The sequence below is a fragment of the Chitinophaga pinensis DSM 2588 genome (genome assembly GCF_000024005.1).
In the GTDB taxonomy this organism is placed as follows: Bacteria; Bacteroidota; Bacteroidia; order Chitinophagales; family Chitinophagaceae; genus Chitinophaga; species Chitinophaga pinensis.
In genome coordinates, this window is the sequence record NC_013132.1 from 7,246,712 (window position 1) to 7,262,489 (window position 15,778).

The following is a 15,778-nucleotide window of genomic DNA, read 5'->3' on the forward strand; positions in this document are numbered from 1 at the left end:
GCTTTTGCAATTGATCATATAACCCGTACGAGGGGAGAAAAAGAAGCATGTAAGGCAAACGCTTTACATGCTTCTTTTTTTAAAGACAAATATTATTTCCTATCTGAATTTAAATGTTACTGTTGCGCTGAATCTGCGTGGCATCATTCTGCTGACATAACTACCCCAATATACTTCATTGGTCAGGTTGTCCAGTTTACAACTGATCCGGTATACTGAATGTTCATAACTCAATACGGCATTCAGTACTTTATAAGAAGGCAGATAAAACTCTCCCTGTGAACGGGATTGCTGTATGTAGGCTTTCCCGTTGTAGTTACCGCCAACACCAATACCCAGACCTTTCAGGGCGGTATTGAACAGGTGGTAGCTCAGCCAGAGATTCGCCATATGAGCAGGACCAGTCCATTGATGCAGACCATCTGCATCAGGATCGGTATTTATAGTATAAATATCGTTATAAGCATATCCGGCAATAATATTCAGTCCTTGTATCGGATTCGCGATCACTTCAGCTTCAAAACCTTTGCTTAATTGTCCGCCGTCCTGTACCTGGAAGCCTGCTTTTTCCGGATCAAAACTATTATGGATCATGTCATCCACTTTGATATGATAATAGCTCAGGGTACTGTTTACTTTTCCGTTAAAGAGTTCCAGTTTTACACCTCCCTCCCACTGATTCGCGCGACTTGGTTTAAAGGATGTAAAGGTGCCGTCAGGTTGCCTTACAGGGGCATTATTACTGAAGCCGTTCATGTAGTTACCGAATACGGCCAGCTGTTTAGGGATCAGCTGGTATACTAACCCCAGTTTAGGCGACAGGGTCGTCTGGTTGTATTTGCCGGTGGTCGTATCAAGGTTGATATTATAAGTACCTCCATTCACAAAGTGGTCAACACGCAGACTGGCCATTACCAATAGGTTATCTGTGATATTCAGTACGTCGGAGAAATAGGCGCTATATGCGCTTTGTTTGCTCCGGCTTTTAGCATAAGGGATGGCAGAGAATGCCTGTTGCAGCGCGGGTACTGTCAGTTCGTTGTAACGTGGATCTGCCTGATGGATATAGACTTCATCAAAACCATATATGCTGGCAGATGAACTGGTTGTCGTATTTGTAAAATAGTCAAGGCCGATCACTACTCTGTTCCGCAGACGACCAATACTGAAATCTCCATTGAAGTTCTGTTGTACTTCTGTATAATCATAATTGGTTTGTTGATAGCCAGGATTACGCGATACTAAACTGTCTCCCACTATGCTGTTCCAGCTCCAGTAGCCTTCTACGTCTGCACTTGTACGGGAAAAGCTGGTCTGCGATTTCCAGTGATCAGAGAGCTGGTAGTTAACAGCGCCAAAGAGGCTGACGGAAGGTGATGTTTCATACAGATCATTGCTGCTATATGAGCGAAGCCAGTCAAAGTTCAGGTCGCGGGGATTGGTCTTCGCAAAAGAGGCTTCCGGAAACATGCGATTGAAATCATTGGCTTTCTGTGTGTAGATCTCTGCGTCGAGTAATACCGTCAGGCGGTCATTTACTTTATATAGTAAGGAGGGCGCGAAAAAGAAACGTTTGGTAAAACCGGCGTCCTGGTAACTACGTTCGTCATGATAAGCGACGTTGGTACGCAGGAGAAGTCCTTTCTCCTTATTCAGCGGCGTGTTAAAGTCAGCGCTCACACGGTTCAGGCCAAAGCCGCCAGTTGTGTAAGTCACTTCACCACTAAAAGTTTCGAAAGGTTTTTTAGTGACGCGGTTCAGTAAACCACCGAAGGATACCAGGGAGCTACCAAACAAGGTGGCAGAAGGTCCTTTCAGTACTTCTATACGTTCGATATTAGTGACTTCAATGCTATTCGCCTTATTATCCTGGAGACCATTGCGGAGGTAGCTGGTGGTGAAGAAACCACGCAGGTTAAAGGAGTTAGAACCATTTACCAATGCCTGACTGACACCGGTTACATTCTTCAGTACATCATTGTAGCTGATGATCACCTGATCCTGCAGGAGTTCTTTTGGTACAACATGGTATACCTGTGGATTTTCCAGATTCAGGAGCGGCATACGGGCTACGTTTTCCGTTTCCTTTCTGGCGAACTTATTATAGCCTGAAGTGACATTCACTTCCTGTAAGGTGCGGTTATCTTCCTGCAGGGTGAAGTTGATGATCAGTGGTTGACCAGCCAGGAGATCTGCCTCCTGCTGTTGTATTTTCAGGCCGGTAAAACTGGCTACCACGATATGTTTGCCTGGTTTTACATTATTAATCTCATAGTGGCCCGTCTGATCGACAGTTGTGTGTGCACCACTGGGCTGAAGGAAAATGTTTACAAAGGCGGCTGGCTTACCATCTGCGGTCTTCACTTCACCACGTATGACACTATTTTGTGCAAACGAAGCAAAGCCGCTCAGGAGAATTGAAAAAGCAATCAGGATGCTTTTGGGAGTGTTAAGGTTCATTATTATGTCTGGTTTATGGAAATGCAATAGCTGTCACCACACAACATGGAGTGTTGTTATGATTAGTAAGCAAACAGGTTGGGGAATACACATGCCATGTAGTCAAAAGCGCGATGCTAAATTAGTATAGTCTTGTCTGCGGGGTTTACGAATTTGGGAATTTTATCAGACAGTAAATACATCGCTTTCGATCATGTATATTTGTTTTTTTGCGATAATAAGATCATGGATTAATCGCCCGCTACGAAGATGCCTTAGCGGCCCGTAATGATTTCCTGGCAAACAATACTGACGAGAAATATGCGGTTAAAAATATCGCAGCTATCTGGCGTCGCAGGGTTATCGGACACCAGATGGCTGCGAACTAATATCTCGGAAAGTTATCTTTTTGCATTTTTTAAACGTAATAAGGTATTCACGAGCAGATCCACATCTGCGCAGGTGTTATAGAAAGCCAGTGATGGTCTTACTGTACTTTCCAGTCCGAACCTGCGTAATATAGGCTGTGCACAATGGTGTCCTGTTCTGACGGCAATACCTTCTTTATTCAATGCCTGTCCTACCTGGTCATTGGAATAGCCTTCGAGTGTGAAAGACAAGACGCTTGCTTTCTCCTTAGCCGTACCGACGGGACGAAGACCAGGTACTGTTTTCATTAAGCGGGTGGCATATTCCAGCAGATAGTGTTCATATAAGGCGATGTTATCGATACCCAGTTTGTTGATATAATCGATAGCGGCGCCTAATCCTACAGCATCTGCAATATTACCGGTTCCTGCTTCGAAGCGACCAGGAGCGGCGTGATATTCTGTATGTTCGAAGGTCACATTTTTAATCATGTTACCACCACCCTGCCAGGGTTCTGTCTGATTCAACAGGTCTTCTTTTCCATACAATACTCCTATACCGGTGGGACCAAACATCTTGTGTCCTGAAAACACAAACCAGTCTGCATTCAATGCACGTACATCTGTACGCATATGAGAGACGGACTGTGCGCCATCCAACAGTACTTTTGCACCAACATTGTGTGCCATTTCTATGACGGCATGTGCAGGCGTAATAGTACCGAGCGCATTGGATACCTGTGTAAATGCGACGAGTTTGGTTTTGCTGTTCAGCAGTTTTGCATATTCATCCAGCAATACTTGTCCGTCGTCATCTACGGGGGCGACACGTAGTTTAAGTCCCTTTTTTGCGGCTAGTTGTTGCCAGGGAACAATGTTGGCGTGGTGTTCAAGATGCGTCAGTACGATTTCATCACCGGCATTGAGATATTGTTCTCCCCAGCTTTTTGCCACCAGGTTAATGGCTTCCGTAGTACCGCGTACAAACACAATTTCATTAGGAGAGCCTGCATTGATGAAGGTCTGTACTTTTTTACGGGCATCTTCATAGGCATCGGTGGCTCTGGCGGCGAGATCGTGTGCAGCGCGGTGAATATTGGAATTTTCGTGCTGGTAGAAATAGCTGATACGATCGATAACAGGTTTCGGTTTTTGGGTGGTAGCTGCATTATCCAGCCATACCAGTGGTTTACCATTGACCTGCTCAGATAATATCGGAAAATCCTTTTTCACGGTGTAAGCATCAAAGCCCCAGGTTGAAAAAACACCCGGTTTATTATCCAGGAAATAGTAGGCTGGCGCTTCTTCGAGCGTGTGAGCGAATGGATGCTGGAAGGCGGTCGTACGCTCCGCAGGAATATGCGACAATATTGCCTGCATATTGAATAAATGAGTGGCATCTAATTCAAAGGGCAGATATTCTTTTAGTCGCACGGAGGGCGCGAAGATGCTATCGCCGGGAACAGAAGATCTATTGCTTTGGAGATTCTGATCCGGGAAACTGGTTTGCGGATCTTCGAAGTCAATATTATTGCCATGGAAGATACCGGCAGGTGATTGTCCGTCGTCAGGCACATACGGTATTACGTCCTGCGGCCTTCCGGCTTGCAGGCCATGCAGGCTGTTGCCTGTTTCTGTCTGACGGAAGAGTTCATTCGCCAGTTGTTCCAAAATTGCTTCATCCGGCAGACCGGTATTATTAATATTTGTATTCATGGTAATTGCCGATTTCAACATCGTCCAGTACGGCAATGGCATCATCTACCAATACTGCCAGTGAACAATATAATGATACCAGATAAGAGGCGATGGCCTTGTCATTGATGCCCATAAAGCGTACTGACAGACCGGGAGATTGTTCGCCCTGTAAACCTGGCTGGAAGAGCCCTACTACTCCCTGACGGCTTTCGCCGGTACGCAGGAGGATGATCTTTGATTTCCCTTTTTCAATCGGCAGTTTATTGCAGGGAATTAAAGGTATACCACGCCATGTGATGAACGGGGAGCCAAAAAGGTTGACAGTGGGTGGTGGTACTCCTCTCCGGGTACATTCACGACCGAAAGCGGCGATGGCTTGCGGATGTAATAAGAAAAAACCTGGTTCTTTCCATACCAGGGCAATCAGTTCGTCCAGGTCATCCGGGGTAGGCGCGCCCGTCCGTGTTTTGATACGCTGAGAAGGAGCTACGCTGTGTAACAGACCGTATTCCTTGTTATTGATCAATTCACTCTCCTGCCGTTCTTTGATGGTTTCTATTGCCAGGCGTAACTGTTCACTGATCTGGTTATAAGGTTTGCTATAGAGATCGGATACCCTGGTATGTACATCCACGATGGTTTGTACGGCTGCCAGATTGTATTCTCTTGGATTTTCGATGTAATCCACGAAAGTCTGAGGCAGGGTACGTTCATCTCTGGCCGAGCAATCTACCTCGATGGCGCCTGCGTCTTTCACCTTATTTAAGCGATATACCCCTGATTCCACCGGTACCCAGTTGAGGAGGCGGGTCAGCCAACGGGGGCTGATAGTGACCATCTGGGGAACGGTACGTGTGGCGATGGCCAACTGTCTTGCGGCGACGTCGCCTAATGCTGTCTGTTGATAGCTACTTTTCTGATCTGCCATAACATAGAAGATATTAGTTATTATTCAAAGATTAGTCGTGGTAGCAACGCCCCTGTTCACAGTGATTAATGGTGGTGGTGGTGGTTCAACTTTTTCATATGGTTGGTGGGGCCATAATGGGGGGGCGCTGAAGTTTCAATAAGTATCTAAATATAAGATAAGCCTGCTATTCTTCCAAGTTATTTCCGGCAGATTATTTACTATCTACATATCTCTGTAAATGATGTTTTCTATTTGTAGGGCTGATGATTATGCGTTTTGTGCCAGTTCGTCGAGAAATTCCAGGAAGGATGCTGCGTATAATTCAAACTCCCAGGTGCCCATTCCGTGCGCACTCGTATATATAGCCCCTTCTTTTGTGGTCAGATCGATACAGAAGGGATCCCCTCCGGCATCTGCGATCACCAGGTAGTTTTCGGGCCAGTCAAGTATCTTTTCCTGTTTCATACTATTATAGGCATAGCCGTCCTGTCTGCCGATCAATTCTCCGGCGCCGTAGAGATCCAGACCAGCTGCAAAAGCGTCCCCTTCATCGATCATCACCCTTAGCGGCGAAAAGTTTTGCAGAAAAGTGCGATAGGTTTCCGGCAGCTGCCATTTACTGTCAATTGCCTGGATATCGCTATCAGCGGCTATGATCAGCCAATCGGACGGATTAGAAGGATCCTGCTGGCTATTACGACGTTCCTGCAGCTTCTTTTCCAGTCTGGCAGCTATCTTGTCCAAAGCGGTAACAGGCTGTTTTAAGGCGGCATGTGTAGCTGGAGGAGTATATCCTGCACCGGTCTGATAACCGTTCTTTTGCCAGTTTAATAATTCCTCCAGGCGCAGGTCCGGTATTTTCCAGTAACCGGGATCGGCGGGTAGTTGCCGGTCGAATGGCTGTTGGCTATGCAGGGCAAGGCTTTTAATAGCTTTTGCGCGGTTATCTACAGGTAATTGGTCATTAGTGGCTAAGGTGATTAGCTGATCGTAGGCTTGCTGACCGCTGGTTTTCAGCAGACCGTCCACTGCCCAATAAGTAAGATTGGGTATGGTGATGGCCCATTCGAAGAAAGCGGCATATTGCCTGTCGCCCTGCGGGATCAGACCGATAATATCTGTCATGAGGAAATTGCGCCAATGGAGCAGCTTTCCTTCCCGCGCATAAGTGGTGAGTATCTCCAATACCTGTGTCGTATCTGTCGCACCGTATTGACTGATCAGTTTACTTTTAAGTTTTGCGAATTTGTTACCGTCCGATTCATTGAGCAATTGGGTAGACAGGTCTTGCAGGGTTACTTTTGCCATGAGTATTGATTCTTTTAACAAAGGATGTAATGGATACGTCTAAGGATAGCGAATATAAATGTTCTTTCTGAACTGGTTCAATAAAAAACCTGCACAGGCGTACCTGTGCAGGTTGATTATGCTGATGGCAGCTTATTTAATTTTCAGTCTCCAGCCAGCGTAGAGCATTCTGCCTGTTATCGGCGCCCATACCAGTGATGCGTCAAAGTAACGGCCAAAGGGATCGTTAGCGGCGATGATGGCATCCTGCTGGATATAATTTCCTATATTTTCCACGCCGATATAGAAATCCATCGGACGTTTTTTGCCAATAGCCTTCGTTACCTGTGCATTCATGAGTATGTATGCCGGTGAGTATGCATTCCGACGGTCTGTTTCGGGATTGGCTGCCGTAGAAGGGAGGCGTTTACTGCCGTTATAGTTAAACGTGTAGTCAAACTTCCAGCCGCTGAATGCGTAATCAAAATTGGCAAACGCTCTTTGTTTGGATATCAGCGGACGTTGTAAAAGCTTACCATCGTAAGTTGTTTTCACATCGAAATAACGGTATGCCAATGAGACGTTGAATTTATCCAGTGGTTCCAGTTTCAGACCTACCTGCAGACTATTAGCATAAGACTTGTCTTTTGAGTTATAGAATTTAACAGTCCGTGGATCTTCCAGGTCAACGACTACCTGGTCGGTAAAATCGTTCCGGTAGAAATCTATGCTTGCGGAGGCGTCTCTCCTAAATAAATTGAAATGCTGGTCCACGCTGATGCCTTTATTCCATGCGACTTCGGGGTTAAATCCGTAGGCTTTCCCCTTTTCTGTTGATAACATCTCCACGCTCCTGGCACTGACAAATACGCTGGCATTCTCAGCAAAGATATTTGCTGTTCTTTGTCCTCTACCCGCTGCCAGGCGAATGTTGGTTCCTTTTACTGGTTCATAGCGAACATTCAATCTTGGGGTAATAAATACGCCAAACAGGTTATTGTGATCGGCGCGTATACCTGCAACGACGCTTAGCTTTTCTGATGGCATGTAGGTGTATTCAAAAAAAGCACCAGGGACGAGTTCGTTTCTCTTGTAGAAGGCGGCATTGAATTGTTCATCATACTTATCATACAGGAAACTGATGCCCGTTCTAAAGGTATGCATGGTATTGTTGACGATAGACTGATAGATCAGGTTGCCATAGATATTCCGTTGAGTGGCATTGTAGGTGGTTAATCCGAAATAGGAATCCTGTTTATGACTGATGGCCGATAGCTGTAGTCCGATACTTTTATATTTCTGCGCAGGGAAAATATAACCGACTTTACCAAAGGCTTCGTATCGTTGTGTATTAATACCGATACCGTAGTACTTGGTGGTATATTTATCGGAGGATGGGTTGTAGGCCGTCTGGCCACCTGTGCGATCGTCCTTTAATGTTTTGATACCGAATTGCGCGAGGAATCCTTTTCCGTTATCATATTTCCATCTGTTGATGATACTAAAGAGATTACCGGTTGGTAAGTCCCGGAAGCCGTCTTTGTTGTTATCCAATTGTTTGTTCGTCAGGAAGTCATCATGGATCAGTAATCCGGTAGACCACTTGCCATTTATCTTCTTTGACAGGTTCAGATTGAGGTCTGTTTTACCGAAGTCGTTTACATATACGTTCGCGAGCATTTGTTCGCTATTTTCCGGCTTTTTCAATTCGACGTTTATTTGTCCGGCGATACTTTCGTAACCGTTTGCTACCGAGCCCATTCCCTTTACCAGCTGGATAGATTCTATCCATGGACCTGCTATGGAATTCAATCCCAACGGCGTGGCAATCCCTCTTGGGCCGGGGAGGTTTTCTACTGTCAGCTGGGTATAGTTTCCGCTTAATCCCAGCAGCTGTATTTGTTTTGAGCCGGTCACCGCGTCGTTGTAAGAAACGTCTACTGAGGGATTTGTATCGAAACTTTCACTCAGGTTACAGCAGGCTGCTTTCAGGAGTTCCTTACTGGTAATTGTCTCTGTACGTACGGTATTCAATGCGGAGATATAGGTGCTTGTTTGTTTAGATGTTACGCTGAACTCCTTTAACTGCACCTTTGAAGCTGTTTCAATTTTTGAGTCATGGACCATCGCTTCAGATTCGCGGTAATGGCAGCATGCTGGTAACTTATTGTATACGTTATCCGGTGCATGGGCTGTCTGCAGGTCATGGCCGGCAGCTACGATTCGCTTTTGTATTTTCTCCAGGGAGGTTTTCAGACTATCGTAGACGACTTTGATTTCTTTCGTGCCGAGATCCCACTCGGCGGATAAAACACCTTTACCGATGGCAGCATCTTCGATACGGGCTTTACATTGTTCGCAGACGCCGGCAACATTAAACGTAGCAGTGGTGTTTTTGGTGCCGGTTGTTTGTGCATAGGTGGTAATATCAGATAATAATATTACAACCAGTATAATATATTTATACAGTGTCATGAAGGGCTGATATAAGATACGGAGATATCCGTGTCAGGTGTAAAAAATTGATGTGGGAGATTTGCAGGTATATAGTGTTACCTGTATGGGGAGGGAGTTATCAGATAAGATAGGTGCAATGCAGGATGTACAGCGATATATTGCTTAAAGGCGGCGGTGCATTGGAGGCGTTGGCAAAGCCCTTTTGTTCCAGTAACTGACAGTTAATTTCAATGCCTGGTATTACTGTCGGAAGAGCAACAAAATAAGTAGCTTCCAAATGTGTATGCTCACTGGCAATGTGTGTTTCCTTTAACTTGAGGGTGTGGTAGGTTGTTTCGCAACAGCCTTTTTTGTTTTTGTCTTTAGAACAGGAATGTTTTTCTTCATGCAAAAGGTTGAGGTGCACTGATTGCAGTTTACCACAGCAATAAAACTTATTGATGCCTATTCCGGACGCGGAAACGGCGTAGATAAGTGTGAGGAATAATATTGCTATTCTTTTTTGCATTGTGGTACAAAAGTAGCGGATTTTTGGATGATCAGGTTATATAATTATGGGGGGAGTTTATATAATTTTGGAGGAGTGATAATAGTCTTATAAAGCTTATATGAAGGTCATCGTTCGTTGATACTTCGTTCATAAACGTAGGATCGACGGAAGATAACTATCTAAGAAGCGGGAGATTGAAACAGTGGCTCCAATACCTCACGATTATCTTCCCCCCACCGGGCAGTCACTTCAATCACAGGGATCAGTGATTCGCCCAATGCCGTCAATGCATACTCTACTTTCGCGGGCCGCTGGTCAAAGATTGTTTTGGTAATAATCCCCTGATCGGTGAGTTGCTTTAGTTGTGTATCCAATAAACGGCGGGATGCCTTTGGTATCCTTCGTTGCAATTCACCGGGTCTTTTAATGCCGGAATAGATACACCAGATCAGGTTAAGCTTCCATTTTCCGTTCATAACTTCCAGGAAAAGATGAAGACCGCATTCAAGTTCTACAGGTAATTTCTTCTGATACATATCACAAAGATCGGTCATCCTATTGTCTTTTTTACATACGGCTGAATTTAGCCGTACTTGACTTTACAATGTATGCAAAAGAACTTTGGTGCATGAAACATGAATTATTTGGCACACAGACAGGTATAATGGCCAGCAGGCTTGTATTGGGAGCAGCTAACCTGGGCGGTCGCAGGGGGTATGGCGCGGCGGAAGATGATATACCAAAGATCCTGGCAGCCTATGCAGATGCCGGTGGAAATTTTATTGACGTAGCCGATCAATATCAGCTGGGAGAAGCGGAAGAAAATGTCGGAAGATTTATTAATGGTCAACGCCATAATTTTATCATCTGTACAAAATATACCCGTAGCAGTGAAGCGATACCTACGCCTGTCAATTTAGGGAACCATCGTAAAGCGATGCGGCAGGCGGTTGATGCCAGTCTGAAGCGACTGAACACGGATTATATTGACATCTATATGCCGCATTATGATGATGGTCTGACGCCGATCGGGGAAATAGTAAGGGGGCTGGAAGACCTGGTAAAAGCCGGGAAGATCCTGTATACCGGTCTGGCTAATTTTCCGGCGTGGAAAGCAGCGGCTATTGCCAGCAGTATTCCCGTAGCGGCATTACAGATCGAGTATAATTTAGTGCAACGGACGGCTGAACGGGAACTGACACCGATGGCGGATTACTTTGGTATGGGTACGATGTTTTATTCTCCGCTGGCAGGAGGACTGCTAACCGGCAAATACAGAAAAGGCGCCGGTGGACGGCTTACACTTGCTACTCATGACGCCTACCAGGAAGCGGTAACAGTTACACCTGTTATCGATGCATTGGAAGAGATTGCGGCAGTGGTGAATGCTACGCCTGGTCAGGTGGCATTGGCGTGGACATTGACGAAAAAAGGGTTTCCGGTGATCGGCGCCAGGACATTAGTACACCTGCAGGATAATCTGACGGCGCTCGGGATAGTATTGAGTACGGAGCAGATTGACCGCTTAGACAAGATTACTGAAATTAGTATGGGCTACCCCCATGATCTGCTTAAAACAGTACAGGTGAAGTAATAATCGCTAATGGCGGGATTATAAAATAAATGCGACAGCTGCTGACATAGGGTTGTCACCAGGCACTGATAGCTTTGCTTTATCATCAGAAAACAAAGCATTATGAGCGATCACAAATCACAGCAGATCAGCGTTGTACCTAAGGGGTATACATCCGTAACGCCCTGGATCATTTCTCCTTCTTCAGCAGACCTGATCCGATTCCTAAGCGCGGCATTCGGGGCGGAAGAAGTGCCTAACAGCAGGATTACGAATGAAGACGGCATCATTATACATGTGGTCGTAAAAATCGGAGATGCACTGGTAATGCTGTTTGACGCAAGGAAGGACTGGCCTCCTACTCCGGCATATCTGAATTTGTATGTTGCAGATGTAGCAACGGCTTACCAGCAGGCATTGCTACTGGGCGCCAGATCTGTTACTGACGTTACAACACTCTGGTTCGGAGAAAAGGTGTGCAGGATTATAGATCCTTTTGGTAATCTATGGTGGATCAATGAGCGTGTAGAAGAAATTGATTTTACGATACCGGAAGAAGTGGGACAACGTGCATCCACACCGGAGGCTATTGCAGGCATTGCATACATTCAGCAATCACTGGACGAAGCATTGAAAATTCAAAAGGAATTCTTCCAGCGCTGACAAGCCTGCGAAGTAGGCGAAGCCCGGAAATATTAAGTATATTGCCCGGGCAACGCCTTAAAACTGAATTGCATGCATACTGTCCTGCCTTTTTTACTTGCTATGATCGCCGCTGTTGTGTTGTTGGAAATGTGGGCGACCAAACTAAAAATCGCTTATCCTATATTACTGGTCATTGCAGGACTCCTTATCAGTTTCATTCCTGGATTACCTGTACTGAGAATTGATCCGGACCTGATCTTCTTCATTTTCTTACCGCCATTATTGTTCGAAGCATCCTGGGGCGTATCCTTTAAAGAAATGAAAAAGTGGTGGCGTATCATTGGCAGTTTTGCTTTCCTGGTTGTATTCTTTACTGCGCTGTCTGTGGCAATTTTCGCCAATTATTTTTTGCCCGGCTTTACCATTGCCCTCGGGTTTTTATTGGGCGGTATTGTTTCTCCACCGGATGCGATCAGTACGGCGGCTATTACGAAGTTTGTAAAGATCCCTAAATCCACTTCCGCTATTCTGGAGGGTGAAAGTCTGTTGAATGATGCGTCTTCATTGATCATTTTCCGTTTTGCGATGATAACGGTCGGTACCGGTCAGTTTATCTGGCATGAGGCGGCCACCAGCTTTTTATGGATGGTGATCGGTGGAGCGGCTGTTGGTCTGCTATTGGCAAGATTCTTTATAGAAGCGCACAAGCGTCTACCGACAGATGCCTCCTCAGATATTGCCTTACTGCTTATCGAACCTTATCTGATGTACTGGCTGGCAGAACAGCTACATTGTTCCGGTGTACTGGCGGTCGTTTGTGGCGGCGTGTATATGTCCACCAAAAGACTTGTATTTCTGAACAGCGCCAGCAGGATTTCCGGTTATAGTGTATGGGAAAGTCTGGTGTTCATTCTGAATGGTATTGTATTCCTTATCATAGGCCTGGACCTTCCTGAAATTGTGGAAGGTTTAAGAGCGCATGGCACGCCGTTACGCACTGCTATTGGTTATGGCGTACTGGTGACCGGTGTGCTGATCGCGGCCAGGATTATCAGTTCGTATGCCGCTATGCTGGCTACGATCATCTTCCGGCCGGCAGTAAGACCTAAAATCCGCGGCAGATTCGGACTCTTGCTGATGCCGTTATTTCTGGGCTGGACGGGGATGCGCGGTGTTGTATCGCTGGCGGCTGCACTGTCTATTCCTGTGATGCTGGATAATGGTCAGCAGTTTCCCCAGAGGAATCTCATTCTGTTCATCACCTTTGTGGCTATTTTGCTTACGCTTGTGATCCAGGGACTGACGCTGCCCTTTCTTATAAAACGTTCGGGCCTTTTCGATGATCTTGAGAAAGAAGAATCGGATGATCAGACCCGTCTGCAGATGAAGCAGGGTTTAAAGCAACATGTGTATCAGTTCTTAAAAAACAAGTATGACAATGAGATGAATGGTCATGCTGGTATGGAAAAGCTTTTACACATCTGGGAGGAGCGGGCGAAGGCGAATAGTGATAGTCTGATGAATGCGCAGACAAAAGTAATTTTTATTGAACTACTGGAAAGTCAGCGGAAATACCTGCAGGAACTGAATAAAGACCCTCAGATCAACGAAGAGATCATCCGCGAACAATTATATCAGATTGACCTGGAAGAAGAACGTATGAAGATTATTTAAGTCCGCAGACATACCTGGTTGATATCCCTGCACACGTGCACCTGCTTTAACGGGCGAATCTCTTTGCAAAAGAAAAGCCGGGCTGGTGCATGGCGATTTCATTTTCATCTGACTCCTGTTGGGCTTTTCCGGCATAGACAAACATTTGTTGCTCGTAATTGCTGATCGCCTCTTTTATCGTCTCAAACGTGCCATTGGTGAGATTATCGGATAAGATCAATGCGTCCATTAGTCCGGTATTCACGCCCTGTCCGGCGAAAGGTTGCATGAGATGTGCGGCATCTCCGATTAATGTTAATGGCAGCGGGCGATTGTTTGTCCAGGGATGGTTCAGGGCAACTTTTCTGACGGGTAGTCCATTGAAGAAGGTACTTACGCGGAATAGCTGTTTGTATATATCCTGCCAGTGTGCGCAGCTATCTGAAAGGAAATGGCTGATACTTTCTTTATCCTGGAAATTCAATCCATTCTCCTGCAACCACTGTTCCGGCCTTCTAAACGAGAGGTTATAGGTCAATGCACCGTTATTCCTGGGGTTTGCGACGAATGTGATCCCCTCTCCTGCTTTCATTAGTATGTTATTGTTACACAACCGGTAGAACTCCCGACATGTCGTTTCCGGCTGGTATACTTCACCTTGTATGATAAAAGTTCCGGTATAGCAGGCTTCGGCAGTTGTCAGGTATTTTCTTGCAGCGGACATACCTCCGTTGGCTCCGATGACCAGGTCGGCTACGGCGCTCTCTTTGTGCTCGAAATGTATATGCCATTGCCCCTTAGAGGCTTCTAGTCCGGTGAATTTGTGGCCCCATAAGACCATATTATCAATCAGGCTTTCCAGCAGTATTTTTCGCAGATCGTTCCTGTTGATTTCAGGGCTGTCATACTGAGGAGTTGTTGATAATAATACCTGGCCTTGTTCATCTACCAGGGTTCTGCCCATGGGTATGGCCATGTCAAAATATTGCTCCAGCAATCCGGCCTTTCTCAGGGCTGGTTGTCCGGAGGTTTCATGAAGATCCAGCGTGCCACCCCATATCCTTGCAGCGGGATCTTCATCCCTTTCATAGACGGTTACATTGACGCCCTGCTGCTGTAGTAGTGTGGCCATTGTCAGTCCAACCGGACCTGCACCGATGATGGCCACTTTTCTGTCTTTCAGTATCATGCTTTGCATTTGTTTGGTTTACAATGCAAAATTGTTAAGTACCTTAGAGATAAAATAGCTACTAAAGACCTAAAAATAGTCGTAAAGGACCACAAATGAGAGATATTCAACAGCAATCTGAACCGGTTATTCTCAGGAAACTGGCTCATTTATTAGGGACGGAGGTGAAAAACAACCGACTGGACATTCCTGCGGAATATGGCAGTGGTTATTGTAGTGGTTTTGTGTTTAATGCGCATATCAGGATGTTTGTCTTTCATTATGAGCTGAATGAAAATGTGGTGGTGGACAATGAGGGTAAGGATGCCGTTCCCATGCTTCTTTTTAAATTTCAGCACATTATTCCTGATATAGGGTTATCGCCAGCAGAAAAGCAGCAGGTAATGCCTTCTGTGCTGATAACGACGAGTAGTCTGCATACCGATACAGCGGTTCCTATTCATAGTAATAAAGCGACGATCAATATTGAAGTAGACCCTAATTATCTCAGGGGACTTTTTGATAATTCGGTGCAATCGCCTGTTTTACAAAGTTTGTTACAGAACACACAGCCCTTGTTATTTGAGCAGATGGTACAACCTTCTTTACAGAAGATTGTGGACGAGATGTTAGCTGCGGGTGTGGAGGATACTTTTAAATTGTTTTTCCTGCGGATAAAGGCAGAGGAACTGATCTGCAGACTACTGATGGAGTTAGAGAAACGGGATGAACAACAGTTGTATGCTTTAAATGGCCGTGATGTAGCCATGATGTACAAAGTGAAGGAACAGTTATTGGCGCAGCTGGATACACCGCCGGTTATTAAGGAGCTGGCACTTAGTGCAGGAATGAGTCCGACGAAACTGAAGCGTTTATTTAAACAGATATTCGGCGATAGCATTTTCTCGTATTACCAGGCATTCAGGATGCGGGAGGCGGCTATTTTATTGAAGGATGAAAAGTTGTCTGTTTCGGATGTGGGGTATCAATTAGGCTTTACGAATCTTAGTCACTTCTCAAGGGTTTTCCAGGAGCATATGGGTATGAAGCCGAAGCAATATAGCAGGTCATGATGTGGGAGTATATCGGA

At 45.6% G+C, this 15,778-nt stretch carries 12 protein-coding genes; 4 read left to right on the forward strand and 8 right to left on the reverse strand.

Translation table 11 applies throughout. The annotated features are described in order from the left end of the window. Nucleotides 1-99: 99 nt before the first annotated feature. The 7 genes from CPIN_RS28120 to CPIN_RS28150 all read right to left on the reverse strand — a co-directional run bounded on the left by CPIN_RS28120 (nt 100) and on the right by CPIN_RS28150 (nt 10,203). Nucleotides 100-2,460, reverse strand: a complete 2,361-nt coding sequence (locus tag CPIN_RS28120; RefSeq protein ID WP_012793271.1) for a TonB-dependent receptor — start codon at nt 2,458-2,460, stop codon at nt 100-102. Between the two features lie 380 nt (nt 2,461-2,840). After that, nucleotides 2,841-4,523: a family 2A encapsulin nanocompartment cargo protein cysteine desulfurase gene (locus tag CPIN_RS28125; protein WP_012793272.1), complete on the reverse strand. Its 1,683-nt coding sequence runs from the start codon at nt 4,521-4,523 to the stop codon at nt 2,841-2,843. Next, entirely contained in the window at nt 4,507-5,433 is a 927-nt protein-coding gene (locus CPIN_RS28130) for a family 2A encapsulin nanocompartment shell protein (protein WP_012793273.1), read from the reverse strand. Before CPIN_RS28130 ends, CPIN_RS28125 begins: the two co-directional genes overlap by 17 nt. 249 nt (nt 5,434-5,682) lie before the next feature. Continuing rightward, a complete protein-coding gene (locus tag CPIN_RS37150) occupies nt 5,683-6,723 on the reverse strand; it encodes an SMI1/KNR4 family protein (protein WP_012793274.1) in 1,041 nt (346 codons plus the stop codon). A 132-nt stretch (nt 6,724-6,855) separates the two neighbouring features. After that, nucleotides 6,856-9,177: a cation transporter gene (locus CPIN_RS28140; RefSeq protein WP_012793275.1), complete on the reverse strand. Its 2,322-nt coding sequence runs from the start codon at nt 9,175-9,177 to the stop codon at nt 6,856-6,858. 100 nt (nt 9,178-9,277) lie between these two features. Further along, nucleotides 9,278-9,667 (reverse strand): HYC_CC_PP family protein, encoded by a 390-nt coding sequence (locus tag CPIN_RS28145; protein WP_012793276.1) that lies wholly within the window; start codon nt 9,665-9,667, stop codon nt 9,278-9,280. 161 nt (nt 9,668-9,828) lie between these two features. Further along, entirely contained in the window at nt 9,829-10,203 is a 375-nt protein-coding gene (locus CPIN_RS28150; protein ID WP_012793277.1) for a winged helix-turn-helix transcriptional regulator, read from the reverse strand. 74 nt (nt 10,204-10,277) lie between these two features. Between CPIN_RS28150 and CPIN_RS28155 the strand changes: the two genes are divergently transcribed. The 3 genes from CPIN_RS28155 (at nt 10,278) to CPIN_RS28165 (ending at nt 13,541) form a co-directional block, all read left to right on the forward strand. Continuing rightward, complete coding sequence (locus tag CPIN_RS28155) at nt 10,278-11,243, forward strand: aldo/keto reductase (protein WP_012793278.1); 966 nt, start codon at nt 10,278-10,280, stop codon at nt 11,241-11,243. A 102-nt stretch (nt 11,244-11,345) separates the two neighbouring features. Further along, the gene (locus tag CPIN_RS28160) at nt 11,346-11,885 is read left to right on the forward strand and encodes a VOC family protein (protein WP_012793279.1); all 540 of its coding nucleotides are present in this window, start codon (nt 11,346-11,348) and stop codon (nt 11,883-11,885) included. Between the two features lie 72 nt (nt 11,886-11,957). Next, nucleotides 11,958-13,541: a Na+/H+ antiporter gene (locus CPIN_RS28165; RefSeq protein WP_012793280.1), complete on the forward strand. Its 1,584-nt coding sequence runs from the start codon at nt 11,958-11,960 to the stop codon at nt 13,539-13,541. 46 nt (nt 13,542-13,587) lie between these two features. Here CPIN_RS28165 and CPIN_RS28170 read toward each other — a convergent pair whose 3' ends face one another. After that, the gene (locus tag CPIN_RS28170) at nt 13,588-14,718 is read right to left on the reverse strand and encodes an FAD-dependent oxidoreductase (protein ID WP_012793281.1); all 1,131 of its coding nucleotides are present in this window, start codon (nt 14,716-14,718) and stop codon (nt 13,588-13,590) included. An 86-nt stretch (nt 14,719-14,804) separates the two neighbouring features. Between CPIN_RS28170 and CPIN_RS28175 the strand changes: the two genes are divergently transcribed. Beyond that, the gene (locus CPIN_RS28175) at nt 14,805-15,761 is read left to right on the forward strand and encodes a helix-turn-helix domain-containing protein (RefSeq protein ID WP_012793282.1); all 957 of its coding nucleotides are present in this window, start codon (nt 14,805-14,807) and stop codon (nt 15,759-15,761) included. The last annotated feature ends 17 nt before the right edge of the window (nt 15,762-15,778 follow it).

Excerpts from the sequence above, each read along its gene's own strand:
- CPIN_RS28170 (WP_012793281.1), bottom strand. The coding sequence starts at position 14,718 with ATGCAAAGCATGATACTGAAAGACAGAAAAGTGGCCATCATCGGTGCA.
- CPIN_RS28125 (WP_012793272.1), bottom strand. The coding sequence starts at position 4,523 with ATGAATACAAATATTAATAATACCGGTCTGCCGGATGAAGCAATTTTG.
- CPIN_RS28150 (WP_012793277.1), bottom strand. The coding sequence starts at position 10,203 with ATGACCGATCTTTGTGATATGTATCAGAAGAAATTACCTGTAGAACTT.
- CPIN_RS28120 (WP_012793271.1), bottom strand. The coding sequence starts at position 2,460 with ATGAACCTTAACACTCCCAAAAGCATCCTGATTGCTTTTTCAATTCTC.
- CPIN_RS28160 (WP_012793279.1), top strand. The coding sequence starts at position 11,346 with ATGAGCGATCACAAATCACAGCAGATCAGCGTTGTACCTAAGGGGTAT.
- CPIN_RS28130 (WP_012793273.1), bottom strand. The coding sequence starts at position 5,433 with ATGGCAGATCAGAAAAGTAGCTATCAACAGACAGCATTAGGCGACGTC.
- CPIN_RS28155 (WP_012793278.1), top strand. The coding sequence starts at position 10,278 with ATGAAACATGAATTATTTGGCACACAGACAGGTATAATGGCCAGCAGG.
- CPIN_RS28140 (WP_012793275.1), bottom strand. The coding sequence starts at position 9,177 with ATGACACTGTATAAATATATTATACTGGTTGTAATATTATTATCTGAT.
- CPIN_RS28145 (WP_012793276.1), bottom strand. The coding sequence starts at position 9,667 with ATGCAAAAAAGAATAGCAATATTATTCCTCACACTTATCTACGCCGTT.
- CPIN_RS37150 (WP_012793274.1), bottom strand. The coding sequence starts at position 6,723 with ATGGCAAAAGTAACCCTGCAAGACCTGTCTACCCAATTGCTCAATGAA.
- CPIN_RS28175 (WP_012793282.1), top strand. The coding sequence starts at position 14,805 with ATGAGAGATATTCAACAGCAATCTGAACCGGTTATTCTCAGGAAACTG.
- CPIN_RS28165 (WP_012793280.1), top strand. The coding sequence starts at position 11,958 with ATGCATACTGTCCTGCCTTTTTTACTTGCTATGATCGCCGCTGTTGTG.